The sequence below is a fragment of the Helicobacter canis genome, assembly GCF_900451095.1.
In the GTDB taxonomy this organism is placed as follows: Bacteria; Campylobacterota; Campylobacteria; order Campylobacterales; family Helicobacteraceae; genus Helicobacter_B; species Helicobacter_B zhangjianzhongii.
The window spans coordinates 426,842-446,968 of the sequence record NZ_UGHV01000001.1 but is presented as its reverse complement, the minus strand read 5'-3'; the positions used below and the strand labels follow the sequence as shown (position 1 = coordinate 446,968).

11 protein-coding genes are annotated in these 20,127 nt (G+C 46.3%); 8 read left to right on the top strand and 3 right to left on the bottom strand.

Annotated features, from left to right (window positions below; all coding sequences use genetic code 11):
- Positions 1–2 precede the first annotated feature (2 nt).
- Positions 3–2,240 (bottom strand): TonB-dependent receptor, encoded by a 2,238-nt coding sequence (locus tag DX060_RS02180; protein WP_258552162.1) that lies wholly within the window; start codon positions 2,238–2,240, stop codon positions 3–5.
- Positions 2,241–2,486: 246 nt separating this feature from the next.
- Positions 2,487–4,142, bottom strand: a complete 1,656-nt coding sequence (locus DX060_RS02175; RefSeq protein WP_115010946.1) for a methyl-accepting chemotaxis protein — start codon at positions 4,140–4,142, stop codon at positions 2,487–2,489.
- Between the two features lie 299 nt (positions 4,143–4,441).
- Between DX060_RS02175 and DX060_RS02170 the strand changes: the two genes are divergently transcribed.
- The 8 genes from DX060_RS02170 to DX060_RS02135 all read left to right on the top strand — a co-directional run bounded on the left by DX060_RS02170 (position 4,442) and on the right by DX060_RS02135 (position 16,625).
- A complete protein-coding gene (locus tag DX060_RS02170; protein WP_115010945.1) occupies positions 4,442–5,875 on the top strand; it encodes an MBOAT family O-acyltransferase in 1,434 nt (477 codons plus the stop codon).
- Entirely contained in the window at positions 5,875–7,437 is a 1,563-nt protein-coding gene (locus tag DX060_RS02165) for an SGNH/GDSL hydrolase family protein (protein WP_115010944.1), read from the top strand. Before DX060_RS02170 ends, DX060_RS02165 begins: the two co-directional genes overlap by 1 nt.
- Entirely contained in the window at positions 7,430–9,115 is a 1,686-nt protein-coding gene (locus tag DX060_RS02160) for a GDSL-type esterase/lipase family protein (RefSeq protein ID WP_115010943.1), read from the top strand. Before DX060_RS02165 ends, DX060_RS02160 begins: the two co-directional genes overlap by 8 nt.
- A 131-nt stretch (positions 9,116–9,246) precedes the next feature.
- Positions 9,247–10,770 (top strand): glycosyltransferase family 2 protein, encoded by a 1,524-nt coding sequence (locus DX060_RS11810; protein WP_258552161.1) that lies wholly within the window; start codon positions 9,247–9,249, stop codon positions 10,768–10,770.
- Between the two features lie 25 nt (positions 10,771–10,795).
- Positions 10,796–12,970 carry a DUF8201 family protein gene (locus DX060_RS02150; RefSeq protein WP_115010942.1) on the top strand — a complete coding sequence of 725 codons (2,175 nt, stop codon included), beginning with the start codon at positions 10,796–10,798 and terminating at the stop codon, positions 12,968–12,970.
- Between the two features lie 72 nt (positions 12,971–13,042).
- A complete protein-coding gene (locus DX060_RS02145) occupies positions 13,043–13,960 on the top strand; it encodes a class I SAM-dependent methyltransferase (RefSeq protein ID WP_115010941.1) in 918 nt (305 codons plus the stop codon).
- A gap of 57 nt (positions 13,961–14,017) precedes the next feature.
- Entirely contained in the window at positions 14,018–16,111 is a 2,094-nt protein-coding gene (locus DX060_RS02140) for a hypothetical protein (RefSeq protein ID WP_115010940.1), read from the top strand.
- Between the two features lie 139 nt (positions 16,112–16,250).
- Complete coding sequence (locus DX060_RS02135; RefSeq protein WP_023929738.1) at positions 16,251–16,625, top strand: GtrA family protein; 375 nt, start codon at positions 16,251–16,253, stop codon at positions 16,623–16,625.
- A 27-nt stretch (positions 16,626–16,652) separates the two neighbouring features.
- On the opposite strand, the gene DX060_RS02130 is transcribed toward DX060_RS02135, so the two are convergent.
- On the bottom strand, positions 16,653–20,120 hold the full coding sequence (locus DX060_RS02130) for a type ISP restriction/modification enzyme (RefSeq protein WP_115010939.1): 3,468 nt from the start codon (positions 20,118–20,120) through the stop codon (positions 16,653–16,655).
- Positions 20,121–20,127: the final 7 nt, after the last annotated feature.

The window sequence follows — 20,127 nt, the reverse complement described above, 5'->3', positions numbered from 1 at the left end:
TGCTAAAACTCATATCGCCCTTGCACAAACACACTCCTCCCAGCTCCTATCAAGAAGCCATAGCCTGCGATGGGGTCTGTCTTGTCGCTGTTGTAGTAGGTGTAATAAAACGAGTCAAAGACATTGCGCACGCCTGCGGTAAGAGAGAAGTCGCCGTATTTCGCGCTAATGCCTATATCACTTAGGCTATATGCAGGGATAGTTGCGCCCACGATGTCCTTTTGCGCGCCAAAGAAGCTATGCTGGGTCCATAGACTCCAGTGCCGCCCTAAGGCTAGGCTTGCTCCTAAAGTGGCTTTGTAGCTGCTTGTGTAGGGGATAGTGCGATTAGTTTTGCTGCCATTATCTTGCAAAATTGTGGCATTGACATAGGTGAAGCTTTCATTAAAGCTTAAGCGATCGTTAAAGAAAAACTGCTGGGAGAAAGCCTCTATCCCGGCGCGTTGTGTGAAGTCGTAGTTGTTGTAGCTTACGCCGCCTATGGAGTGGGCATTGCCTATGGTGTAGAATTCATTTTGCGTGAGGGTGTAGAAAGCACTAAGTGATAAGCTTAAGAAATCGCCAAAGAAGTCTTTAAGCCCGGCTTCTAGGGTGTGGTATTCCTCTTTTTTGAGATTGGTAGCGGCGTAGCCACTGCTCTCGCGCTTTAGCATAGAGTTGGGGCTAGGGGAGAAAAAGCCCTTTTCATATTTGAGATACACCGCGCCTGTGTCGCTGTATGCGAAGCTTGGGGTAAGCTCTAGGGCGTAGTTGTGCAAAGAGTCTTGCAAGCTGCCTTTAGCGTTAATGGGTATAACCATTCCATTACCATTATTTTGCGTGGTCATATTGATACGGGAGTTGTATGTAACATCAATATCGTAGTAAGCCCATTCATAGCGCGCCCCACCTGTGAGTGAAAATCTCTTGCTAAAATCGTATTTTTCTATCATAAAAGCCGCATTGCTCCACTTGCTGCCTTGAAATGGGATTTTCATCGTGTGGTCGTATTTGCTGACTTGCTGCCCCATCATTGACACAGGATCGCCTTGCCAGAATATATGCTGATTCATCACGCGCTCACCGCGATTATAGATGGATTCTAGTCCGGCGATGAAGCGACCTTTTGTATGGTGTAAGTCGTATTTCACAATCACGCCTGCCTTTTTATCATCAAAAAATGAGCCGTTTTGATCTGCGCTGACATCTTTGAAAGCATTCATATAAAGAGCGAGATTGGTAGTAGAATCCACATAATCAATGCGATTTAAGTGGAAAAAGCTCCGCACATCAAGCGTGGAATTTTCTGTTAGGTGTGCTACTAGCCCTAGGCTTGCATCGACTCTGTGCTGGGTGTTGTGCAGGCTACCATAGCCGGCTTTGTTGCGGTCGTTTTTGCTAGGGTTTGGCGTGATTTGGAAAGAGTTGTTCGGGCTTGTTTTAATGCTCCCACCAAAGTAATCTAGGCTAAAATCTACACTCGCCCTATCGCCAAAATCTACGACAAAAGAGCCATTTGCTTGCGCCCCTTGCGTGAGATCACCCTGCCTTGGTCCGCCTTGGTGGATATAAGCTGCTCCCAAAGAGACATATATGGGGCTACGCGTGCCACTCCTAAGCTTTGTGCCAAACTTTGCATCGGCATTGATATTATTCCCTGTGCTAGCGATGATATTGCCATAGCTCGCACCTGCGGAGAAAAAGGGCTTTTCATAGCGTTTTTGCGTGGTGATAGAGACTACCCCACCGCGCGTGCCATTGCCATACATCACTGCTCCGCCACCGGGCAGGATCTCTATGGATTCTATGGTGTTTGGTGAGAGAGTGCTTATGGGTGTTACGCCGTGGCTAGAATCTAGCATATTTGATGGCACGCCATTTATCAGCACTTGCACGGAGGTGTTGGCGCGTGCGCCTTGGGAGCGCAGGTCGATATTGCTGCCAAGCCCTGTGTCGTTCAGCCCTACAAAAGGCATATATTGGAAGATATTGGTGCTTTGATTGTAGCCTTTGTCGGTGATTTGGGATTTGTCTAGGGTGTAGGTATTGCGGTTTAGGCTATCTAGCTTGGCATTTTTCTTGGCAAAGGCACTTACAGGGTTTAGCATCGTGGGGGTAGATGGCGCGTCTTTAGAAGTGGATTCTAGGCTTGGCGTGCTTGGCTCATCGCTAGTGGGGCTATCATTTTGGCTTTGGTCTGCGTGGAGCGTGGCTGCTAGCATACTTGCTAGGATCAATGATACAAACGCTTTTTGTTCCATAATGTTTCCTTGTGGTAGATTTGTGTCGCGCATTTACGCTACATTTATGAAATGGTAATAGTTCCTAATTTTTGTTTATATGTTTCTTAAAAAATGAATATCATTCTCAATTTAAATCAAAAATCCCGCGCCGTTAAAATCCTAAAATCCCAAAAAGCGAGCTAGAATCAAATATTGGCGTTATAGTGTGAAGTGTGAAAAGTGTAAATACAATGGCTACGCAGCTGGGCATAGCCATTGTATAGACTAAAGTCTAAAGAAGCTGATATTATCTTGGAGTGTTGTGGAGATTTTAGAGAGCTGGGCTATGGAGCTTTGGCTTTTTTCCATAAGGATATTTGTGTCATTGGAGACTTGCACCATTTCTTGCATACTGCGCTCTACATTGGCGACGCTTTCTTCTTGCTGGTTGCTTTGTGTGCTGACACTTTGGGCTTTTTCTAGAGAATCTGTGGCTTGCTCTTCGATCTCATCAAGTAGGCTTGAAGTCTGCTCGGCTAGCTCCATACTCTTTTGCGCTCTGGGGACGGCTTGGTTCATAGAGTTTGACACACGCTTAATTTCATCTTGTATATGCTTGATGATTGTAGCAATCTGCGCGGTGGTATCTTGCGTGCGCTCTGCTAGCTTGCGCACTTCATCAGCTACTACCGCAAAGCCCCTGCCGTGCTCTCCTGCTCTTGCGGCTTCTATGGCGGCATTTAGGGCTAGGAGGTTTGTTTGATCAGCGATTTCTGCGATGAGGCTCGCACTTTGGCTAATCTCATTGGACTGCTTTTCTAGCTCTAGAATCTGGTTTGCAGAGGTATTGACCATTTGTGTTACTTGATCAATCGTGGCTTGGGTATCAGTCATTGCTTCCTTGCCTTTTTTGGCGGATTCTAGGGTTTTGGCGGAGTTTTCTTCTGTGAGCTTGGCGATTTCTGCAATTTGCGCGATGCCTTGCGCGATTTGTGCGATAGCAGTGGCACTTGATTTGGCGGTATCGCTTTGGGCTTTGGAGGCTTGCTGTGAATTGGCACTTGCTTGCTCTACGGCTTTGGTATTAGTGAAAATCTCTTGCGCACTCTTTAGGATCTCGCTTACAATGCCTTTAAGCTTTAGCTGCATATTGGCTATATCATTGAGCATAGAGCCTTCTATGGCAGTGATAGATTCTCGTAGATCTCCACTGGCTATAAGCTTCACACTAGCTTTAGCGACATTTGGCTCACCACCTAGAATCCTAGAGAGATAGCGAATAATGAAAAATGCGATCCCTATACTAAAGATGATAGATAAAACCACGCTTGCGATAAACACAGCTTTAAAGATTGAGACCACATCGGCTACAAGCGGCGTGATGGCTTGATTTTTACTCTCTTCTAGGTTGATAAACTCATTGATCACAGCAAGCCAGCTTACAAAAAGCGGGCGGACTTCTTGCAAGCGGGCAGTGGCTACTTCATCATTGCCGGCTTTTTTCAAGGAGATGATCTCGTGTATGATGGGCAGGGCTTTGGTATCAATGCCATCGATGCGTGAAAGGATTTCTTTTTCTTGTGATTCTAGCCCGTTGGTCGCTTCAAAAAGTGTCTTCATACGCTCTCTAGCATTGGTGTAGTTGGATTCTAGGGTCGCTATTTCTTTGATGATAAAATCCAGCGATTCTTTGCTTTGGGGGGTGTGTAGCACGACATCTCGTATGGCTATGGAGCGGTCATGCACGCTTCCGCGGAAGTCGATAGCTACGCGCTGCTTCACGGAATTTATGTTGTTGATTTGCTTGAGATTAGCATCAATAAAGCTTATGCGCATAATCGCATAGATACAAAGTGCTAGGATAATCACACCAAATAAGGCATATCCTAAGCCCAAGATCACAAATACACTTATAGGCTTCTTTTTATCCTTTGTGTTCATAGTAGTCCTTTAAGAGTCTAAATTTAGGTATCAAGCATTCAGCTGCGCGTATTATATAGAAAAATAAATAATATTTTTTATTATTTAGAAAGCAGTTTTATAGCAAATATGTAACGACAAGTAGTGTTGCGTAGGATTATGCTTGTTTGGGCTTGATTGGGAGAGTCTCTAGCGATAATCCCCGCAATAGCGCACTAAACGAGATTATCGCGCTTGCTTAAGGTGGGATTTGCTATACTGCTTGCTTGATATAGCTTACAACACAGCGTTAGGTTTCACTTAAGATATTTAGGAAGTATATGTTTTTTTTCTCCATAGAATTTGGTGTGGTGTTTGTCGCATTTTTTATCGCGTATTGGTGCTTACATAAGCATTTAGCGTGGCAGAATGCCCTGCTGCTTGTCTTTAACTACGCGATTTTATGGGGGTTTGGGAGCTTTTACTTCGCGCTGGTGCTAGCACTCTATACGCTCTTTATCTTTGGGGCTAGCTTGATGATAGCTGGGAGTTCGGGCAGCGGCAGAGCAGGGCTGCTAGCTGCCATCGCGCTGGTGGTGTGTAATTTGAGCTTTTTTAAGTATTTTGCTAGCTTTAAAGACGGCTTTGAAAATCTCTTGCGATTGTTTGGGCTAGATTTTATGGATATAGATATTGTGCTGCCCCTAGGGCTTAGCTTTTATAGCTTTGCTTCTATCACCTATCTTGTGGCGATTTATCACGCAAAGCATATCCCAAGCGACTATGTCTATATCACCAATCCCAAGCTAGAGTCCCTGCCAAATCTTGCTATTTATCTCTCATTTTTCCCCACCATTATTGCAGGTCCTATTATGCGGAGTGATTTTTTCTTCTCGCAGCTAAAGTCTGTGCGATTGTGGCAGGCTAAAAGTGCCAATCTCATCATCGCTCTTTTGCTTTTTGGGATTGTCAAAAAGGTCTTAATCGCCACTTATACGCAAGAATACACAGAGCCTATCTTGCGTAATCCGCTCAATCACAACGCTATCGAGCTGCTGCTAGGGATATTTGGGTATAGCGTGCAGATTTATTGCGACTTTAGCGGGTATGTCAATCTTGTGTGTGCGTTTGGGCTTATGCTAGGCTTCACACTCCCGCCAAACTTCAATATGCCCTATATGGCGCGCAATCTCAAGGACTTTTGGGCTAGGTGGCATATCAGTCTTTCTACCTTTATCCGCGATTTTATCTATATCCCGCTAGGAGGGAGCAAAAATGGATTCTGGCGGGCGCAAATGGCTGTGATGGTGGCATTTGTCTTATCTGGAATCTGGCACGGCAATACGCTGAATTTCCTTATCTGGGGGGCGTTGCACGGGCTTGGACTTGTGTGGCTAAATAGCCTAAGGGCTTTGGGGCTTGGGCTTGGCAGCGGCGTGCTTGCAGGCGTTGTGGCTAGGGCTTGCACCTTTTGCTTTGTGAGCTTTGCGTGGCTGTTTTTCTGCTATAAGGATTTTGGGGATTCTGTGGCGTTTTTGGGGGCATTTGTGGAGAATTTTTCTAAGCCTATTGGCTTGCGTGAAGTGGGGATTCTCGCAGTGGGGGCGGTGCTGTTTATGCTCTATCCATTGTGTCAAAACCTCTTGCGGCAATGTGTATTCTACCTCTATAAAATCCCAAATATCCTAAAGCCCATTGTGCTAGCGGCGGTGCTTCTCTTGGTCTTTTGCCTAATGCCTGATGGCATACCAAACTTCATCTACGCGGGGTTTTAATGCGTATTTATGAGTTTTTCCTAACGCTTGTGCTAGGCTTTGTCATCGTGCTTGTGGTGATGAATAAAAGCGTGTTTTCCTACATCGAGCAAAAATACCATATCGCTGCTTTTGACCCTAGCTCGCCACTGCTTTATGCGCTAGGCACTCCAGCGCGTGGGCTTGACTCTCTGCGCGCAAGGCTTTTCCCCTCTCAAGAGGAGCTAGCCCTAAACTCTAGCAAAGAGACTGAAGAGGTAGCAGAAGAAGTGGATTCTAGCGATTTGATAGAGCAAGTGATCTATCCGCTTATCACGCAAGAGGGCAAAATCGCGCTAGAGCCAGAATCCACTTTTTTGTTTATTGGGGATTCTTTGATGCAAGGGGTGGGTATGACGCTTGGGCTGGAGCTTAAAAAGCGCGGATTTAGCGTGATTGATATAGCCAAGCAAAGCACAGGGCTTACTTATATAGACTTTTTTGATTGGGGCAAGACGCTTAAAGACGCCTTTGCGAAAAATCCGCATATCAACATCGTGGTGATTATGGTAGGGGCAAATGACCCCTACAATATGCCTAAGATCAAATATGCTAGCCCTGAATGGGTGGAGGTGTATCAAGGGCGTGTGCGCGATATTTTAGAGACAGCAAATGCGCATAATGCCATTGTCGTGTGGTATGAAGCTCCCATTGTCAAAAAGCCTAGTTTAAATGCCAAGCTAGCGTTTCTAAACACTCTGTATGCTAGGGAAGTGGCAAGCTATAAGGCAGTGTTTTTACCCTCAAATGTCGCGCTAGCTCCTGATGGAGTCTATACAGCCTATGGCAAAACAGAGAGTGGCAAGAGCGTGAAGCTGCGTGCTAATGATGGGATACATTTTAGTGGAGAGGGGTCGAGGGTGTTGGGGGGGTTGTTGTTGGAGCGGCTAGAGGTAGTTGATTCTAGTGGGGATAGTAATGAGGATTCAGCTCTTTTTGAGAGGGATTCAGCTTTGGGTAATCATAGCGGTGATTTTGTGGATTTTCTAAAGAAACATCGGCTAACGCCGAGCGGTATCCCTTGTTTTAGGGGAACCGCAGACCTTGAGTCTAGTTCCCTCCTAAAATCCACAAAAAGCCCCACTAGCAATACCGCAATTCCTAGAATCCTTGAAGAAGAAAATCGAGCTACAAGTGAAAAACCAGCCGACATTGAAAACCAGCCGCAAAGTAAAAAAGCGGATTCTAGCGACAATGCTCATTTATCGTCATTGCGAGACACTGCGCCAGCAGTGGCGTGGCAATCCATACAAAAATATACCAACCCACTAGAATCCATTTTTTCACACAATGCCGCAAACATTATGGATCGCCACGCGGCTCACGCCGCTCGCGATGACAGAAAAAACGCCGCTAGCAAAAAAGCGGATTCTAGCGACAACGCCCATTCTCTGTCATTGCGAGCCGACTTGTCGGCGTGGCAATCCATACAAAAATCCGCCATTCTCTTAGAATCCTCGTTTGAAAACAATCCCGCCAATGCGCCAAAAGTGGATTCTAGGTTTGCTGGGCTAGAATCCACTTTAGAAAAGATCAATGCGTAAATTTCTCTTGTTTTGTCTATTGTGTGTCTGTGCTAGCCCTAGTATCACCCTAGCTAGCTCACCAAGCTCCAAAAATACGCCAAGCAAGCCCAGCCCCCAAGCTGCCACAAAGCCCACTCCCAATGCTAAAGCCACCCAAGATAAGCCCCAAGCCAAAGCATCTACCACGCAATCTAAATCCACCAAATCCCACAAAAAGCCCAAAGCCAAAAAGCCAGCCCCCAAGCTCCCAGCCCAAAGCGTGCTAGACTCTATGGCAAAAAAGGGCGAGCTCATCGACTTTGGCGAGGACAATTTCTCGCACCTAGCCTCTAAGCTCACGCAAGCACACAAGGCTAAAGACCAAGGGCTAAGGATCGCAGTCTTTGGGGACTCTCATATCGCAGGGGATTATATCCCGCGCGTGCTGCGCGATCGGCTTATGGAGGTGGATTCTATCGGCTTTGTGTATCCTATCTTTCCGCCTTTCCACCAAAATCTACTCACCCACTACCAGCACAAGGGCTTTGAGCTTATCAACTCGCGCAAAGATGGGGCGAGAAGCTACCCGCTAGGGGGCATTATCGCGCGTGCGAAGCAAGAGGGCGCATCTATCAAGCTCTCGCTCAATTTTCCTAAAGACAATCAAGACTTCAGCGTGCGCTTTGTGTTTAAAGCCCCTAGCACTTTGGGGGCATTTGTGGTGAAGGATTCTAGCGGCAAGTCCAAGCGACTAGGGGCAAAAAGCGCAGATCAATGGGAGATTTCCCCGCCTATCGCCCTGCACTTCCCTATCCATATAGAATCCTTGCTGCCTAATGCTCTGCTAGGAGGCTATATCATCACGCAAAAGGGCGATAGCTATGTGGTAAATCTCGGCATAAATGGTGCGCGCAGTGATTTGTATCAAAAATGGGAGCAAGGGCTGTGGCAAGAGGAGCTAGGGGGGCTTGATTGTGATCTAATCATCATATCCTATGGCTCAAATGACGCGATCTCGCCCACGATCAACACCAAGCTTTATAAGCAAAATTTCGCCACATTTATCCGCACTCTGCGCAAGCTCCAGCCCAAAGCAAGTATCCTCCTACTAGGTGCGCCGCAAGTGCGCTTGAAGCAAAAAAGCGGCAGCTATGTCCAAAGCAAAAGCTATGAAAGCGTGCGTAATGCTACAAAAGATCTAGCTAAAGATGAGAAAAGCTTGTATTTTGATATGCAGGAGCTAATCGATGAGAGCGGCGGGAAGCAAAAGTGGATCGCCCAAGCTCTCTCAAAGCAAGATGTGCATCTAACCCCCTATGGCTACAAGCTCGTAGCAGAGTCGCTTGCCTTGCACCTAAAAGAGCTAGCCCAAAAGCACGCCAAAAAGCCCAGCAAAAAAGCCAAACCACAAGAGTCAAAGCCCCTAGAATCCACAAATGCCCCTAAAGAAGCCACACAAACACAAGCCCCCAAAAACGCGCAAGAATCCCCAAATACAAAAGAGCCCACAGCCACCCCTCCCCAAGAGTCCCAGCAGCTGCCACCCCCACAAGACCCAGCACAGAAATCTAATGCGCTAGATTCTAGTGCATTGGATCCTAGCTCGCCAAGCTCCACAGCCCAGCACACAGAGCCTGCTACCCACTCTCTCCCCCTGCCAGCAGAGTCCAGCGCACCGCAAGAGATATGGCAGGATTTAGAGCTTAAAGATTTTTAGGCGTTATAAAATTGGCTATAATGCGCGATTTATGTTGAAAGGAGAGAGAGTATGAGAGAGATACCAACCAAACGGGGGGGGGGGGGAAGCTAAGTAAGGATTCAGCTTCGGGTAATCATAGCAGTGATTTTGTGGATTTTAGGGCAACCGCAGACCACAAGTCTAGCTCTACCCTAAAATCCACAAAAAGCACCACTAGCAATACCGCAAATCCTAGAATCCTAGAATCCCAAAGCAGTAGTGAAAATCACAAAACAAGGCGCAGCCGCAGTTTCTTTAGTAAATCCACCGCGAGCGACTCTGCACCACAAAACTCACAAAGCCACGATTCTAGCTCCAAAATCCTAGAATCCTCTGCTGAGAATACAAAAGAGCAAGCCCCATTTTTAGCACGAAAATCCAACCGCGAGCAGCTTTCCCTAGAATCCTCGTTTGAAAAAAGCCACGCTCATTTTCTGTCATTGCGAGACACTGCGCAAGCAGTGGCGTGGCAATCCACAGCGACAAAAACACAACCCCTAGAATCCACTTTTTCACACAATGCGCCTTTTTTGTCATTGCGAGCCGACTTGTCGGCGTGGCAATCCATAAAAGAATCCGCGCAAGTGGATTCTAGGAGCGGCTATCCCGCTAGCGCGGAATTTGTGGATCGCCACGCTAGCATTACCACGCTAGCTCGCGATGACAAAAACGCCACGAGTGAAAAAGTGGATTCTAGTGAGCAAGTCCATTTTCTGTCATCGCGAGCCGCGCAAAGCGGCGTGGCGATCCATAAAGGCGCAAAAGCGGATTCTAAGAAAAACGCCCAAAGGGTAGAGAGCCTAGAATCTAGTTGTGAAAAAGTGGATTCTAGGGTGGATTGCCGCGCCGCAGCTCACACAGCGGCTCGCAATGATGGCAAAAATAACGCTCCACACGCTATCACTCGCAATGATGGCAAAAACACCTTAGATTCTATCTCCATTATCATTCCCTGCTTTAATGAAAAATCCACGATCGCAGATATTTTACAAGCGGTGCAAAGCGTGCAAATCCCTTATCATAAAGAAATTGTCATTATTGATGATTGCAGCACTGATGGCACAAGGGAGATTCTAGCTACGCTGCAGCCTAGCCAAGAAAACTGCTCTTTAAAGATTCTCTACCACGACAAAAACCAAGGCAAAGGCGCAGCCCTACGCACCGGCATAACGCAAGCAAGCGGCGATCTCGTGCTGATCCAAGATGCTGATTTAGAATACGACCCAAGTGAATATCCAAAGCTTCTAGCCCCATTTGAAAGGGGCGTGGCAGATGTGGTCTTTGGCTCGCGCTTTGTGAGTGGGGAGTCCCACCGCGTGCTTTACTTCTGGCATAGGATGGGCAATGGGCTATTAACCTTGCTATCCAATATGATGACAAACCTAAATCTAACTGATATGGAGACTTGCTACAAGGTGTTTAAGCGCGAGATTATCCAAAGCATTAGCATAGAGGAAAATCGCTTTGGCTTTGAGCCAGAGATCACGGCAAAAATCGCCAAGATCAAGGGCATTAGAATCTATGAGGTGGGCATAAGCTATTATGGCAGGACTTATGAAGAGGGCAAGAAAATAGGCATTAAAGATGGCTTCCGCGCTCTGTGGGCGATAGTGAAGTATCGCTTCAAGGGCTAGCTACAAACACTCTTAAGGATTAGCGATGATAGAAAAGCTTTTACATATTACGATGATAAATGGGGCAATAGCCTTGGTGCTTTGTGTGTGGATTTTGGCGGTGTATGGCTATGGGCTTATGGCATTAAAGCTAGCGTGCAAGCGGTATGCGATTTTTGGGAGCTTGCTTGGAGACTCGCTAGCCCTTGCAAGCTTGCTTGGCTTTATCGCTGGGGGCTTTATGCTTATGTTTTTTGTCTGCGTGTGGCATTTGTTTTTCCCGCTGTGGGGGTGGGTGAGTGTGGCGGTAGCTCTGCTAGGGCTTGGGCTTTTTGCGTGGCTAGGCAGAGAGTTTATATCGCGTGAGGTTGGTATAGCTGCGGGGCTGGGGCTGCTTGTGCTGCTGCCTCTTAGCGCGATGAGTGATTCTGTGGGTGATAGTGTGAATTACCATATACAGATTGTTGCGTGGATACAAGAGTCTCCGCTAGTCTTTGGGCTGGGTAATGTCCATACGCGGCTGGGATACAATGGCTTGATTTATGGATTTTACGCGCTTACTGATGTCTCACAGATGATCCCAAGCTTGCGTAGCTTTGTGGGCAATGAAGTGATGTATTTTAGCTTCCTTTTTAGCGCGTTTTTGGCGTTTATGCGCCTGCTTCAAAGCCGCGATCCTAGATTCTATGAGCTTTTTATCATCTGCGCTCTTCTGCCATTTCCGCTGATTTTGAAGTGGGGCGAGTTTATGGGGCTGTATGTGGAGGGGGTGGGGGTGGTGTTTGGGGTAGCGATCTTTGCTGCCCTCTTGTATATAATGGATTCGGCTTTGGGTAATCATAGCAGTGATTTTGTGGATTTTAGGGCAACCGCAGACCATCAGTCTAGCTCTGCCCCAAAATCCACAAAAAGCACCACTAGCAATACCGCAATTCCTAGAATCCTTGAGAAAGACAATCAGGGCGGTTTTGAAAAATCCGCCTCCTCGTCATTGCGAGACACTGCGCAAGCAGTGGCGTGGCAATCCATAAAAGAATCCGCGCAAGTGGATTCTAGGAGCGATTATCCCGCTAGCGCGGAATTTGTGGATCGCCGCGCTGGCACTACCGCGCTTGCTCGCGATGACAGAAAAAACGCCGCTAGCAAAAAAGTGGATTCTAGGGACAATACCGCAACACCGCTCTTTGCGCTGCTCTTCCTCTTTGCTCTCTTTGCCACAATGGTCAAAATCGCCAACTTCGCGCTGATCCTAGCTGTGATCATAAGCTTTGTGCTTGTGTATAAATCCCAAATCCTAAGCAAGAAATTTTTGCTAGGGCTTTTGGGCTTAGGCGCGCTTAGTGCGATTCTCGTGCTGCCTTGGGTGCTTAAGGGACTTGCCTCTTCAGGAATGATCGCTTATCCTGCAAGCATTGGCTATATCACAAGCCTGCCTTGGGCGGTGAGTGAAGAGATGAGACAAAATGAAGTATGCTGGATTATGAGCTGGGCGCGTGCGCCGATGAAAAACTGCCGTGAGGTGCTAGCGGACTCTGCGTGGATGGTGGAGTGGTTTGGTATGAAGACGCGCTATTTTAGCTACTTCAAATACTTTGTGTATAGCTTTTTTATGGGGCTAGGATTTGTGCTTGCCTCTAGGCTCTACACACGCAGGCGCATAAGCGGCTTTGGCGTGGTGCTTGGGTGTATTGCCATAGGGGTGGTGTATTGGTTTTTCGCCGGACCTGATCCGCGCTTTGGTATGGTGTATTTGATCCCATTATTAGCGGTGCTTTTTGGCTATATTGTAATGCAGGCATACAAGGCTAGGTCGTGGTGGCTAGCTTTTGCCTTTGTGCTGGCGTGTGTGCCGATGTTTATGAATGGGCGGTATGCGTTTGTGATCGTGTGGGCGGTGCTGCTTGTGGGGCTTATGTGGCAGAGACTTGGCACAAGGTGGCTTGTGGGGGGATTTGTGCTTGCTAGCCTGATTAGCGTGCCTAATCTCTACCGCCACGATAAATGGGCGATACTAGAGTATCCCAAAGTGCGAGAAGTCTATGTGCAAAAACGCGTGAGCGATCTAGGCGTGCTGGAGTATGTGCGATTTGACACGCCCAATGACAATACGCAAGCGATCTTGTATGAAGCGCGCCCGATGACGCCTTACTTCAACCAGAATCTCGGCAAGGGAGAGTTTTGGGGCAGAGAGATGTTCTACACGCAAGAGCCTAAGCCCTAGCGAGACTACAACAAGAAAAATACAACGCAGAAAAATCAATGCAAAGGAAGAGTCAATGCAAAGGAAAAATCAATGAAAGAAGCCCTACTAGAATCCACCTTGCGCAAAATGCGCTTAGCTCGTGTCCTGCCCACGATCCAAGCCTTTGACAATCCTAGCGTGCTTGATATAGGCTGTGGCTGGGAGGCAAGGCTTTTGAGAGAAATTGAGCCTTATATCGCAAGCGGCATTGGGATTGACTTCAAAGCCCCTAGTATCAATACGCCAAAGCTCTGCACTTTTAGTTATTTTTTTGAGGAGAAGCTTGCCGATAAAACGGGGGGGGGGGGGGAAACACTTGAACGCGTAGGCTTTTCGGCTAAAAATGGCGATCGCTACGGCGATTCTGCGCTCATTACCACTCAAGGTAAATCCCTTGAATCGCCTTGCGAAGCCCCATTTTTAGCACGAAAATCCCACCGCGAGCAGCTTTCCCTAGAATCCACTTTTTCACAAAGCCACGATTCTAAGAGCAACGCCCATTTTCTGTCATTGCGAGCCGACTTGTCGGCGCGGCAATCCATAAGCCCAGACCTAGAATCTAGCAATTTAGATTCTAGCTTTTCATCATCGCGAGGCGTAGCCGAAGCAAAGCAAGGCAAGCTCTGCCACCTGCCCTTTCCCGATGAAAGCTTTGAAGTAGTAACAATGCTAGCGGTGCTAGAGCATTTGCACCACCCACACGCGATGCTGCAAGAAATCGCGCGCGTGCTTAAGCCTAGTGGTGCGCTTGTGCTGACTGTGCCAAGCCACGCTGCCAAGCCTGTGCTGGAGTTTCTAGCCTTTAGGCTAAAGATTGTGAGTGAAGAAGAAATCCGCGATCACAAACGCTACTACAACAAGCGCGATTTACGCGAGCTAGTCGCGCTTATCCCAGAGCTTACACTCACAAAGCATACATACTTCCAGCTAGGTATGAATAATTTCGCCATTATCCACAAGCGCGGCTAGAATCTAGCTTTGATTGGGTATAATCGTGGCTTGCTGTTGATGTTGAAAGGAGAGAGTATGAGAGAGATGCCAAAACCAAACGGGGGGGAACTTAGGCGCGTAGGCTTTGGGGCTAAAAATGGCGATTGCGGCGCGCGTGCTGCAGTTACATACGCCAAGTATGCGCCCTTGCACGCGCTTGCAAAGCCCCATTTTTATCACCCAAACCCAACCGCGAGCGACTTTGCACCACAAAACTCACAAAGCCACGATTCTAGCTCCAAAATCTTAGAATCCAAAAGCGTTAATAAAAAACAGGCGCAAGCTCAAAAATCCCACCGCGAGCAAGGTTATCCAAAAAATACGCAAAACGCCGTTCTAGAATCCCAAAGCAGTAATGAAAAGCCAAAATCCCACCGCGAGCAGCTTTCCCTAGAATCCACATTTTCACACAATGCGCCTTGTCTGTCATTGCGAGCCGACTTGTCGGCGTGGCAATCCATAAATCAAAAAGTGGATTCTAAGAAAAATACCCAAAATAGAGGAGCCCTAGAATCCACTTTTGAAAAAACGCAAATAGATTGCCGCGCGGATTTTCAATGTGCTCGCAATGACAGCAAAAACGCCACGAGTAAAAACGAGGATTGCCACGACTTGCCAAGCAAGGCTCGCAATGACAGCGATTCTACCACGCCTGCTTGCAGCGACAAGCAAGCAGGATCTAGCAAGCTCTATACTCTCATCTTTTTTGCCCTGCTTTTTGGCATATTCTTGCTCTTTTTTGGCTATGGCTATCCTACGCTGCCCTTTTGGGGTGATGATTGGCAATACCTTAGTATCTATGGCACGATGAAGCCCGGCGATAATGGCTGGATCCCAGATAGGATTCTGCCGCTTCTGGCACACGCTGGGCTTGGTGTGCTGTGTGCGTATGTGTTTATGCCGCTTAGTGGGCTAGACTTCATCGATGCGATGGTCTATACCTGTGCGTTTGTGCTAAGTGTCTCTACGCTTGCTTTGTGCTATCTTCTCTATCGCTTGAGCTTGCTTATCACGCGCCACCAGATTCTAGCTCTTTTTAGCACAAGCAGCTTTGTCATCATCGGCTTTTGCGCGAGTAAGGCTTCTTATATGCCGCTATTTTTGCCAGCGGATTTGCAGGCAGAAGGGCTAGGCTACACGCTTACTCTCACAGCCTTTTACATTATCCCAAATCTCCTAAATCTCGCACTTCTTACCCTACTTATGCGCTATCAATTTGCACAGATTCTGTGCCCTAGCAAGCAGTATGCGCACGCTTGCAAGAGCCTTGATCCCACCACACACGCACTTATAGGTATAGGAGCACTAGCACTCTATCTTAGCCAGTTTTCTATGACAAGCTCCGCGCTTATCCTATCAAGCTATTGCGGGATCTCGCTACTATTTGCCACCCTTGCTAGAATCAAGCAGCACAAATCCCTAAGCCCACTAGCACTTATCAAATCCCTTGACTTCTACGCGCTCTGCCTAGCTCTTTGCGTGGGGCTATTTCTCATAGCGGTGTGGTATGGGCTAAATGGCGGACGCGGGAGCTACTGCAGCGGCTATGACTTTGGCTTTGGGATTTCCTATGCGATAAAGCATCTCAAAAGCTTCCGCGCGGGATTTTGGGTGCTTTTTATCGTGCTGGCATTGTGCGTGCTAGCCTTAGCCTTTAGGCACAGAGAGCTTCGCGGCGTTATTGTGGCGCAGATTCTTTGGCTTGCGATTTTGACACTTGGCTATACAGGGATCGTCTCATCTTGTGGGGCGAAGCATTATTTGATGAGTGGGCTGCTGCTAAGTGTCGCGCTCACTGCTTGCGTGTGGCTCTCTCTTCTGCTGCGCTTTATGCCTAGGCTCATCGCGCCTGCGGTGTTTGTCGTGGGCTTTGGCTTTTTACACCCATTTCAGGGCTATGATGAGCGACCTAGAGATGCCTACTTGCAGCATAGAAGCTATGCGAAAGCGTGGGTAGCGCAGGTGATAGAGGCAGAATCTAGCGGGCTAGAATCTGTGCGAATCTTTGTGCCAAAGGAGTTTCCACACTGGCAGTGGGAGGGGTGGTTTTTCCCTTGGTTTGCGCACACGCTTAGGCAGTTTGGGATTATAGGGCGTGAGATCAAGGTGGAGTTTAAACCCATCGAGTAGAATCTAGGCTTTCACTAATGCTGCTATTTGTCATTGCGAGACTTGCTTGGCAAGGCGCGGCAATCCATTTGCATTTGGCTAGATTCTACTAGCTTCTATTGGGTATAATCGCGGCTTTAGATTCTAGGAGTGCAGTGCTATGGGGCATATTGCTAGCTTTGTGAAGTATGTCATCGTGGGCGGGAGTGCCGCGCTTATTAACTGGGCGGTTTTCTATCTAGGCTTGCAAGCTGGGCTGCAATACCTGCTCTCTGGGGTGCTAAGCTTTGTCATAGCGACTTTGTGGAACTTCATCTTCGCTAGGATTTTCATCTTCACATCGCGTAGGCATTCCTTGCTCAAAGAGGGCGCGCTGGTGTATTTGGTGAGCCTTGGGGGGCTTGTGATTGATATGGGAGTGCTCTATGCCTGCGTGGAGTGGCTGGGCACTTCTGCTATGGTGGGCAAGATCATCGCCACAGGCGTGGCGTTTGTGTTTAACTTCCTAGCGCGCTACCTTGGGGTGTATCGGTAGCTGGGGGTGTATCGGTAGGGGCTTTGCTTACAACGCAATTTGCTCTAGCTCTTTTTGCAGGGCGATAGTGCGTTTGAGAATCTTGCAGATGGATTCTAAATGCTCTAGCTCAAGCTTACTACAAGTGTAGTCATTGCGGTAGCTTAGCCACTTTTCTATCACCTTATAACCCCCTATAGTGTAGTCATAGACTGCTGTATCTACACCTTTGATACATAAATCATCATTGAGTATCAGCATAGAATCTACAAAGCGGTTTTTGGCGTTTAGCTTTTGTATAGTGTAGCTAGGATTATTCTTAGGCTCATTTCTAAAGTCAAGCTCAATGCTAGAATCTTGTGGAATCTTACGCAGCAAATGCAGCTCTGCTAACTCCCTGCCGATAGACTCTAAGGCTTCAAAGCTCTCTTTGCTTACTTCAAAGTTGATACGCGGGAAGCCTATGCGTAAGTATTGCGCGTATTTCGCTCGGTAGCGTGGGTGGAACAAATTAGCATAGATGAAGTGTAAAATCTGCTCCGGGCTTTTGGATTTTAGAATCTTATGAGTTTGGCAGTAGGCTTTAAAAGATTCTGTAAAGTTTGGGAGCTTTTCTAGCGTATGCGTTTGTTTATCATCATCGCCTGTTGTTTGCTCATAGCGATAAAGCGGAGCGATGTAGGTTTCAGAGCCTGAGTTTTTACCGCCTAGTGCGACATCACCAATAGTGTTTAAAACAAGCCCATAATCAAAGTTTTCGTTATAAGATGTTTTTGGAAAACATAGCCCAAGATTCTCTCCAAGTAGAAAATGCTTCATTATAGAGAATCTTGGACGCCCAATAAAGCCTTGTTTGCCTGTGTAGTATGTATAGCGTGTATCAAAGGGGCGATAGGCGATTTGGTGGATTTTAGATTCTTTATCATTGTCTGCCATAATTTTTTGTTTAATTTTTCTTAAATCCCAATCGGTTTTATAGGGGTTTTGTATTTTATATTTTGTGGCAATGGATTCTATCTCTAGCTCTGTAATATCTTTAAGCAATATTTCAACACCATCTTTTGTGTATCGTGTGGCTAAATCATCGTTTGAAGTTTTTATACCACTATTGTATTCTATAAATATCGCCTTAGAATCTCCCAATGCCTTATCTTCAGCTAATGCGAAAAAGTCTTCATACTCGTGTGAGTCTAAATCGCGTTTGATAAACCAAAAGTAAGGTGCTTCACACTCTAGATTCTGCCAAGAGATAGAATCTAAGCCCTTTTGGGCTATGTCATTGAGCAGGGTATATTTATCCGCTCTTTTGTAAATTGCATTATCACTTGTGGAGAAGTAGAAAATCTTAGAATCCACTTTTTGAGAATCTGTGTTTGTAGAATCCATATCGCTAGAATCTTGGCATTCTAAGGATTGAGATGAGAAATCGTGGCTTTGCGAAGCGGAAGCAAGAAGCTTACTGGGCGTAAGTGCCGCAGATTCCGCTGAAGCAATCCGCGATTTATCGCTCAATACTGAATGCCCTTCAGGGTATTTGATGAATAGTGATATGCAGACTCCTACTCTTATATCAAACACATTCTCATCTTCTTTCCTATCTTTCTCACTATCGCCGTGGAGATTGATGATATAGATTCTATCAAAGGCGTTGTAGAGAGACTCTCGCATTTTGCGATGAGTGCGTCCCCAAATATAAGAATTTGGCGTGATAAAGCCCATAATCCCCTGCCTAGAATCTAGCACTAAAGGAGCGGATTCTGCTGGGTTATACCGCTCTAGGAGCTTCCATTGAGCAAATCGCATAAATTTAATGTAGTCATTATTAAGTGGTTGGATATTCTGCTCGTTGCTTGGCTTATAAGTGGCTAGGAGATTGATAATCTCAGGGAGATTGTTTTTAGAATTTTGATAATAAGGTGGGTTGCCCATAATCACTAGCACTTCATCTGTGTGCTTAATCCTGCGTGCAAGCTTGTCTTGCTCTTCTAAAAGCAATAAAGGCATAGTCATTTTATAATCAGCTTGAATGCTTAAATCTAGCGTGTTTGTAAGGAATATTTGGAGCTTATTCTCACTATCAAAGCTGCTAAAGCCCCTTGATTTAAGAATGGAAGAAAGCTTAATATGTGCTACGATATAAGGCACAAAGCTTAGCTCAAAGCCATAAATATCTTTTAAAAACTTCTCTCTAATGGCTTCTTGCTGCCATACGCGTGATTTTTCTTCATCTAAAATAAGCTCAAAAACTTTAGCCAAAAAGCTTCCCGTGCCTGTGGCAAAATCTAGCACTTTGACATTGCTATCCAAAAAGCCCTTTGGCTTGTTGAAGTGGCTTTTGAGCAGAGAATGCACACTAGAGCAAATGCAGTTGATAATGGGCTCTGGCGTGTAGAAAACGCCCCCTTCCTTACGCTTCTCACTGCCACGCAAATCATCATAGGCTTTTAAAAAGTCTTCATAGAGATAGATGGATATGGATTCTATTTGTGTGTTGAGCATTGTGGCAAGGGCGGGTTTATCTATAAGGGCAATGGTTTTTTTGATATTTTCAAGCGCGTAGGATACAGGCTCTGGGATATGGAAGCTAGGGATTGAAAAGTAGATAAACTCGCTTAAAAGATGAAACTCTTTAGGCAGAAGCGTGGCTATACTCTCAACGCCAACATACTCCAAAGGACTAGCACTATCTAACTCACTCTCTAAATACGCTACAAGTAGCCCATATACGACACTTTGTCCTAATAAATCGCAAAACTCTTCAATGCTTAAGCCATATCGCGTGATAGCCCCAAAGGTCTCATAAGTCTTTTCAAAAAACTTGTGAAAGCTTGTGCGTGGTGTGGAGTGATAAGATTCTCTAGCTTTTAGCCCAAGGTAAAAGCTCTGCGTGGATAGGACATTCACTAGCTCTTGTTTGCTTTTTATCGTGGCGTAACTTGCATTAAAAAAATCATATAAAAGATGTTGAAAGCTATTTAAGCTCTCTAGCAAATGCGATTCTTGCTCGTGGGCTAAAAGATTAGCATCTATTCCGTAAGGAAAAAGCGTTACATCATCAATCACATTACCAAAACTAATGAGTATGAAGCGATTATAATCGGTTAATAGGATATTAGGACATACAGCAAGGTATTTTTCAATCTGCTTGCCCTTTATGTCAAGTTCTAGCTTTTTACCCCATTCCTTGCATTCTATAAAACCTACAAGAGCGTTGTAGCTTAGAGCGGTTGCAGAATCTATCTGCTTATAGACTTTAAAATCTGGGCGGATACTACCTTGTCCTACTTCTGCTTGTGGCTCGTGGATTATACGGATAGGCAGGGGTTTTAGGGCATTGAGCAGATTTTGTAGCTGCGTGCGGTAGCTATGTTCGTTTGATTTGCCTAGCTGGGCGGTGTCTAGTAGGGCTTGCTTGTAGGATTGAGTGGCTTGTAAAATATTTGGAGTGCTTAGGTTTTCTTGCATATAGGCTCTTTGCTTAAGGATTTGTGAAATGGATTTTACCCTAGAATCCACTTTTGTG

Excerpts from the sequence above, each read along its gene's own strand:
- DX060_RS02180 (WP_258552162.1), bottom strand. The coding sequence starts at position 2,240 with ATGGAACAAAAAGCGTTTGTATCATTGATCCTAGCAAGTATGCTAGCA.
- DX060_RS02175 (WP_115010946.1), bottom strand. The coding sequence starts at position 4,142 with ATGAACACAAAGGATAAAAAGAAGCCTATAAGTGTATTTGTGATCTTG.
- DX060_RS02170 (WP_115010945.1), top strand. The coding sequence starts at position 4,442 with ATGTTTTTTTTCTCCATAGAATTTGGTGTGGTGTTTGTCGCATTTTTT.
- DX060_RS02165 (WP_115010944.1), top strand. The coding sequence starts at position 5,875 with ATGCGTATTTATGAGTTTTTCCTAACGCTTGTGCTAGGCTTTGTCATC.
- DX060_RS02160 (WP_115010943.1), top strand. The coding sequence starts at position 7,430 with ATGCGTAAATTTCTCTTGTTTTGTCTATTGTGTGTCTGTGCTAGCCCT.
- DX060_RS02150 (WP_115010942.1), top strand. The coding sequence starts at position 10,796 with ATGATAGAAAAGCTTTTACATATTACGATGATAAATGGGGCAATAGCC.
- DX060_RS02145 (WP_115010941.1), top strand. The coding sequence starts at position 13,043 with ATGAAAGAAGCCCTACTAGAATCCACCTTGCGCAAAATGCGCTTAGCT.
- DX060_RS02140 (WP_115010940.1), top strand. The coding sequence starts at position 14,018 with ATGAGAGAGATGCCAAAACCAAACGGGGGGGAACTTAGGCGCGTAGGC.
- DX060_RS02135 (WP_023929738.1), top strand. The coding sequence starts at position 16,251 with ATGGGGCATATTGCTAGCTTTGTGAAGTATGTCATCGTGGGCGGGAGT.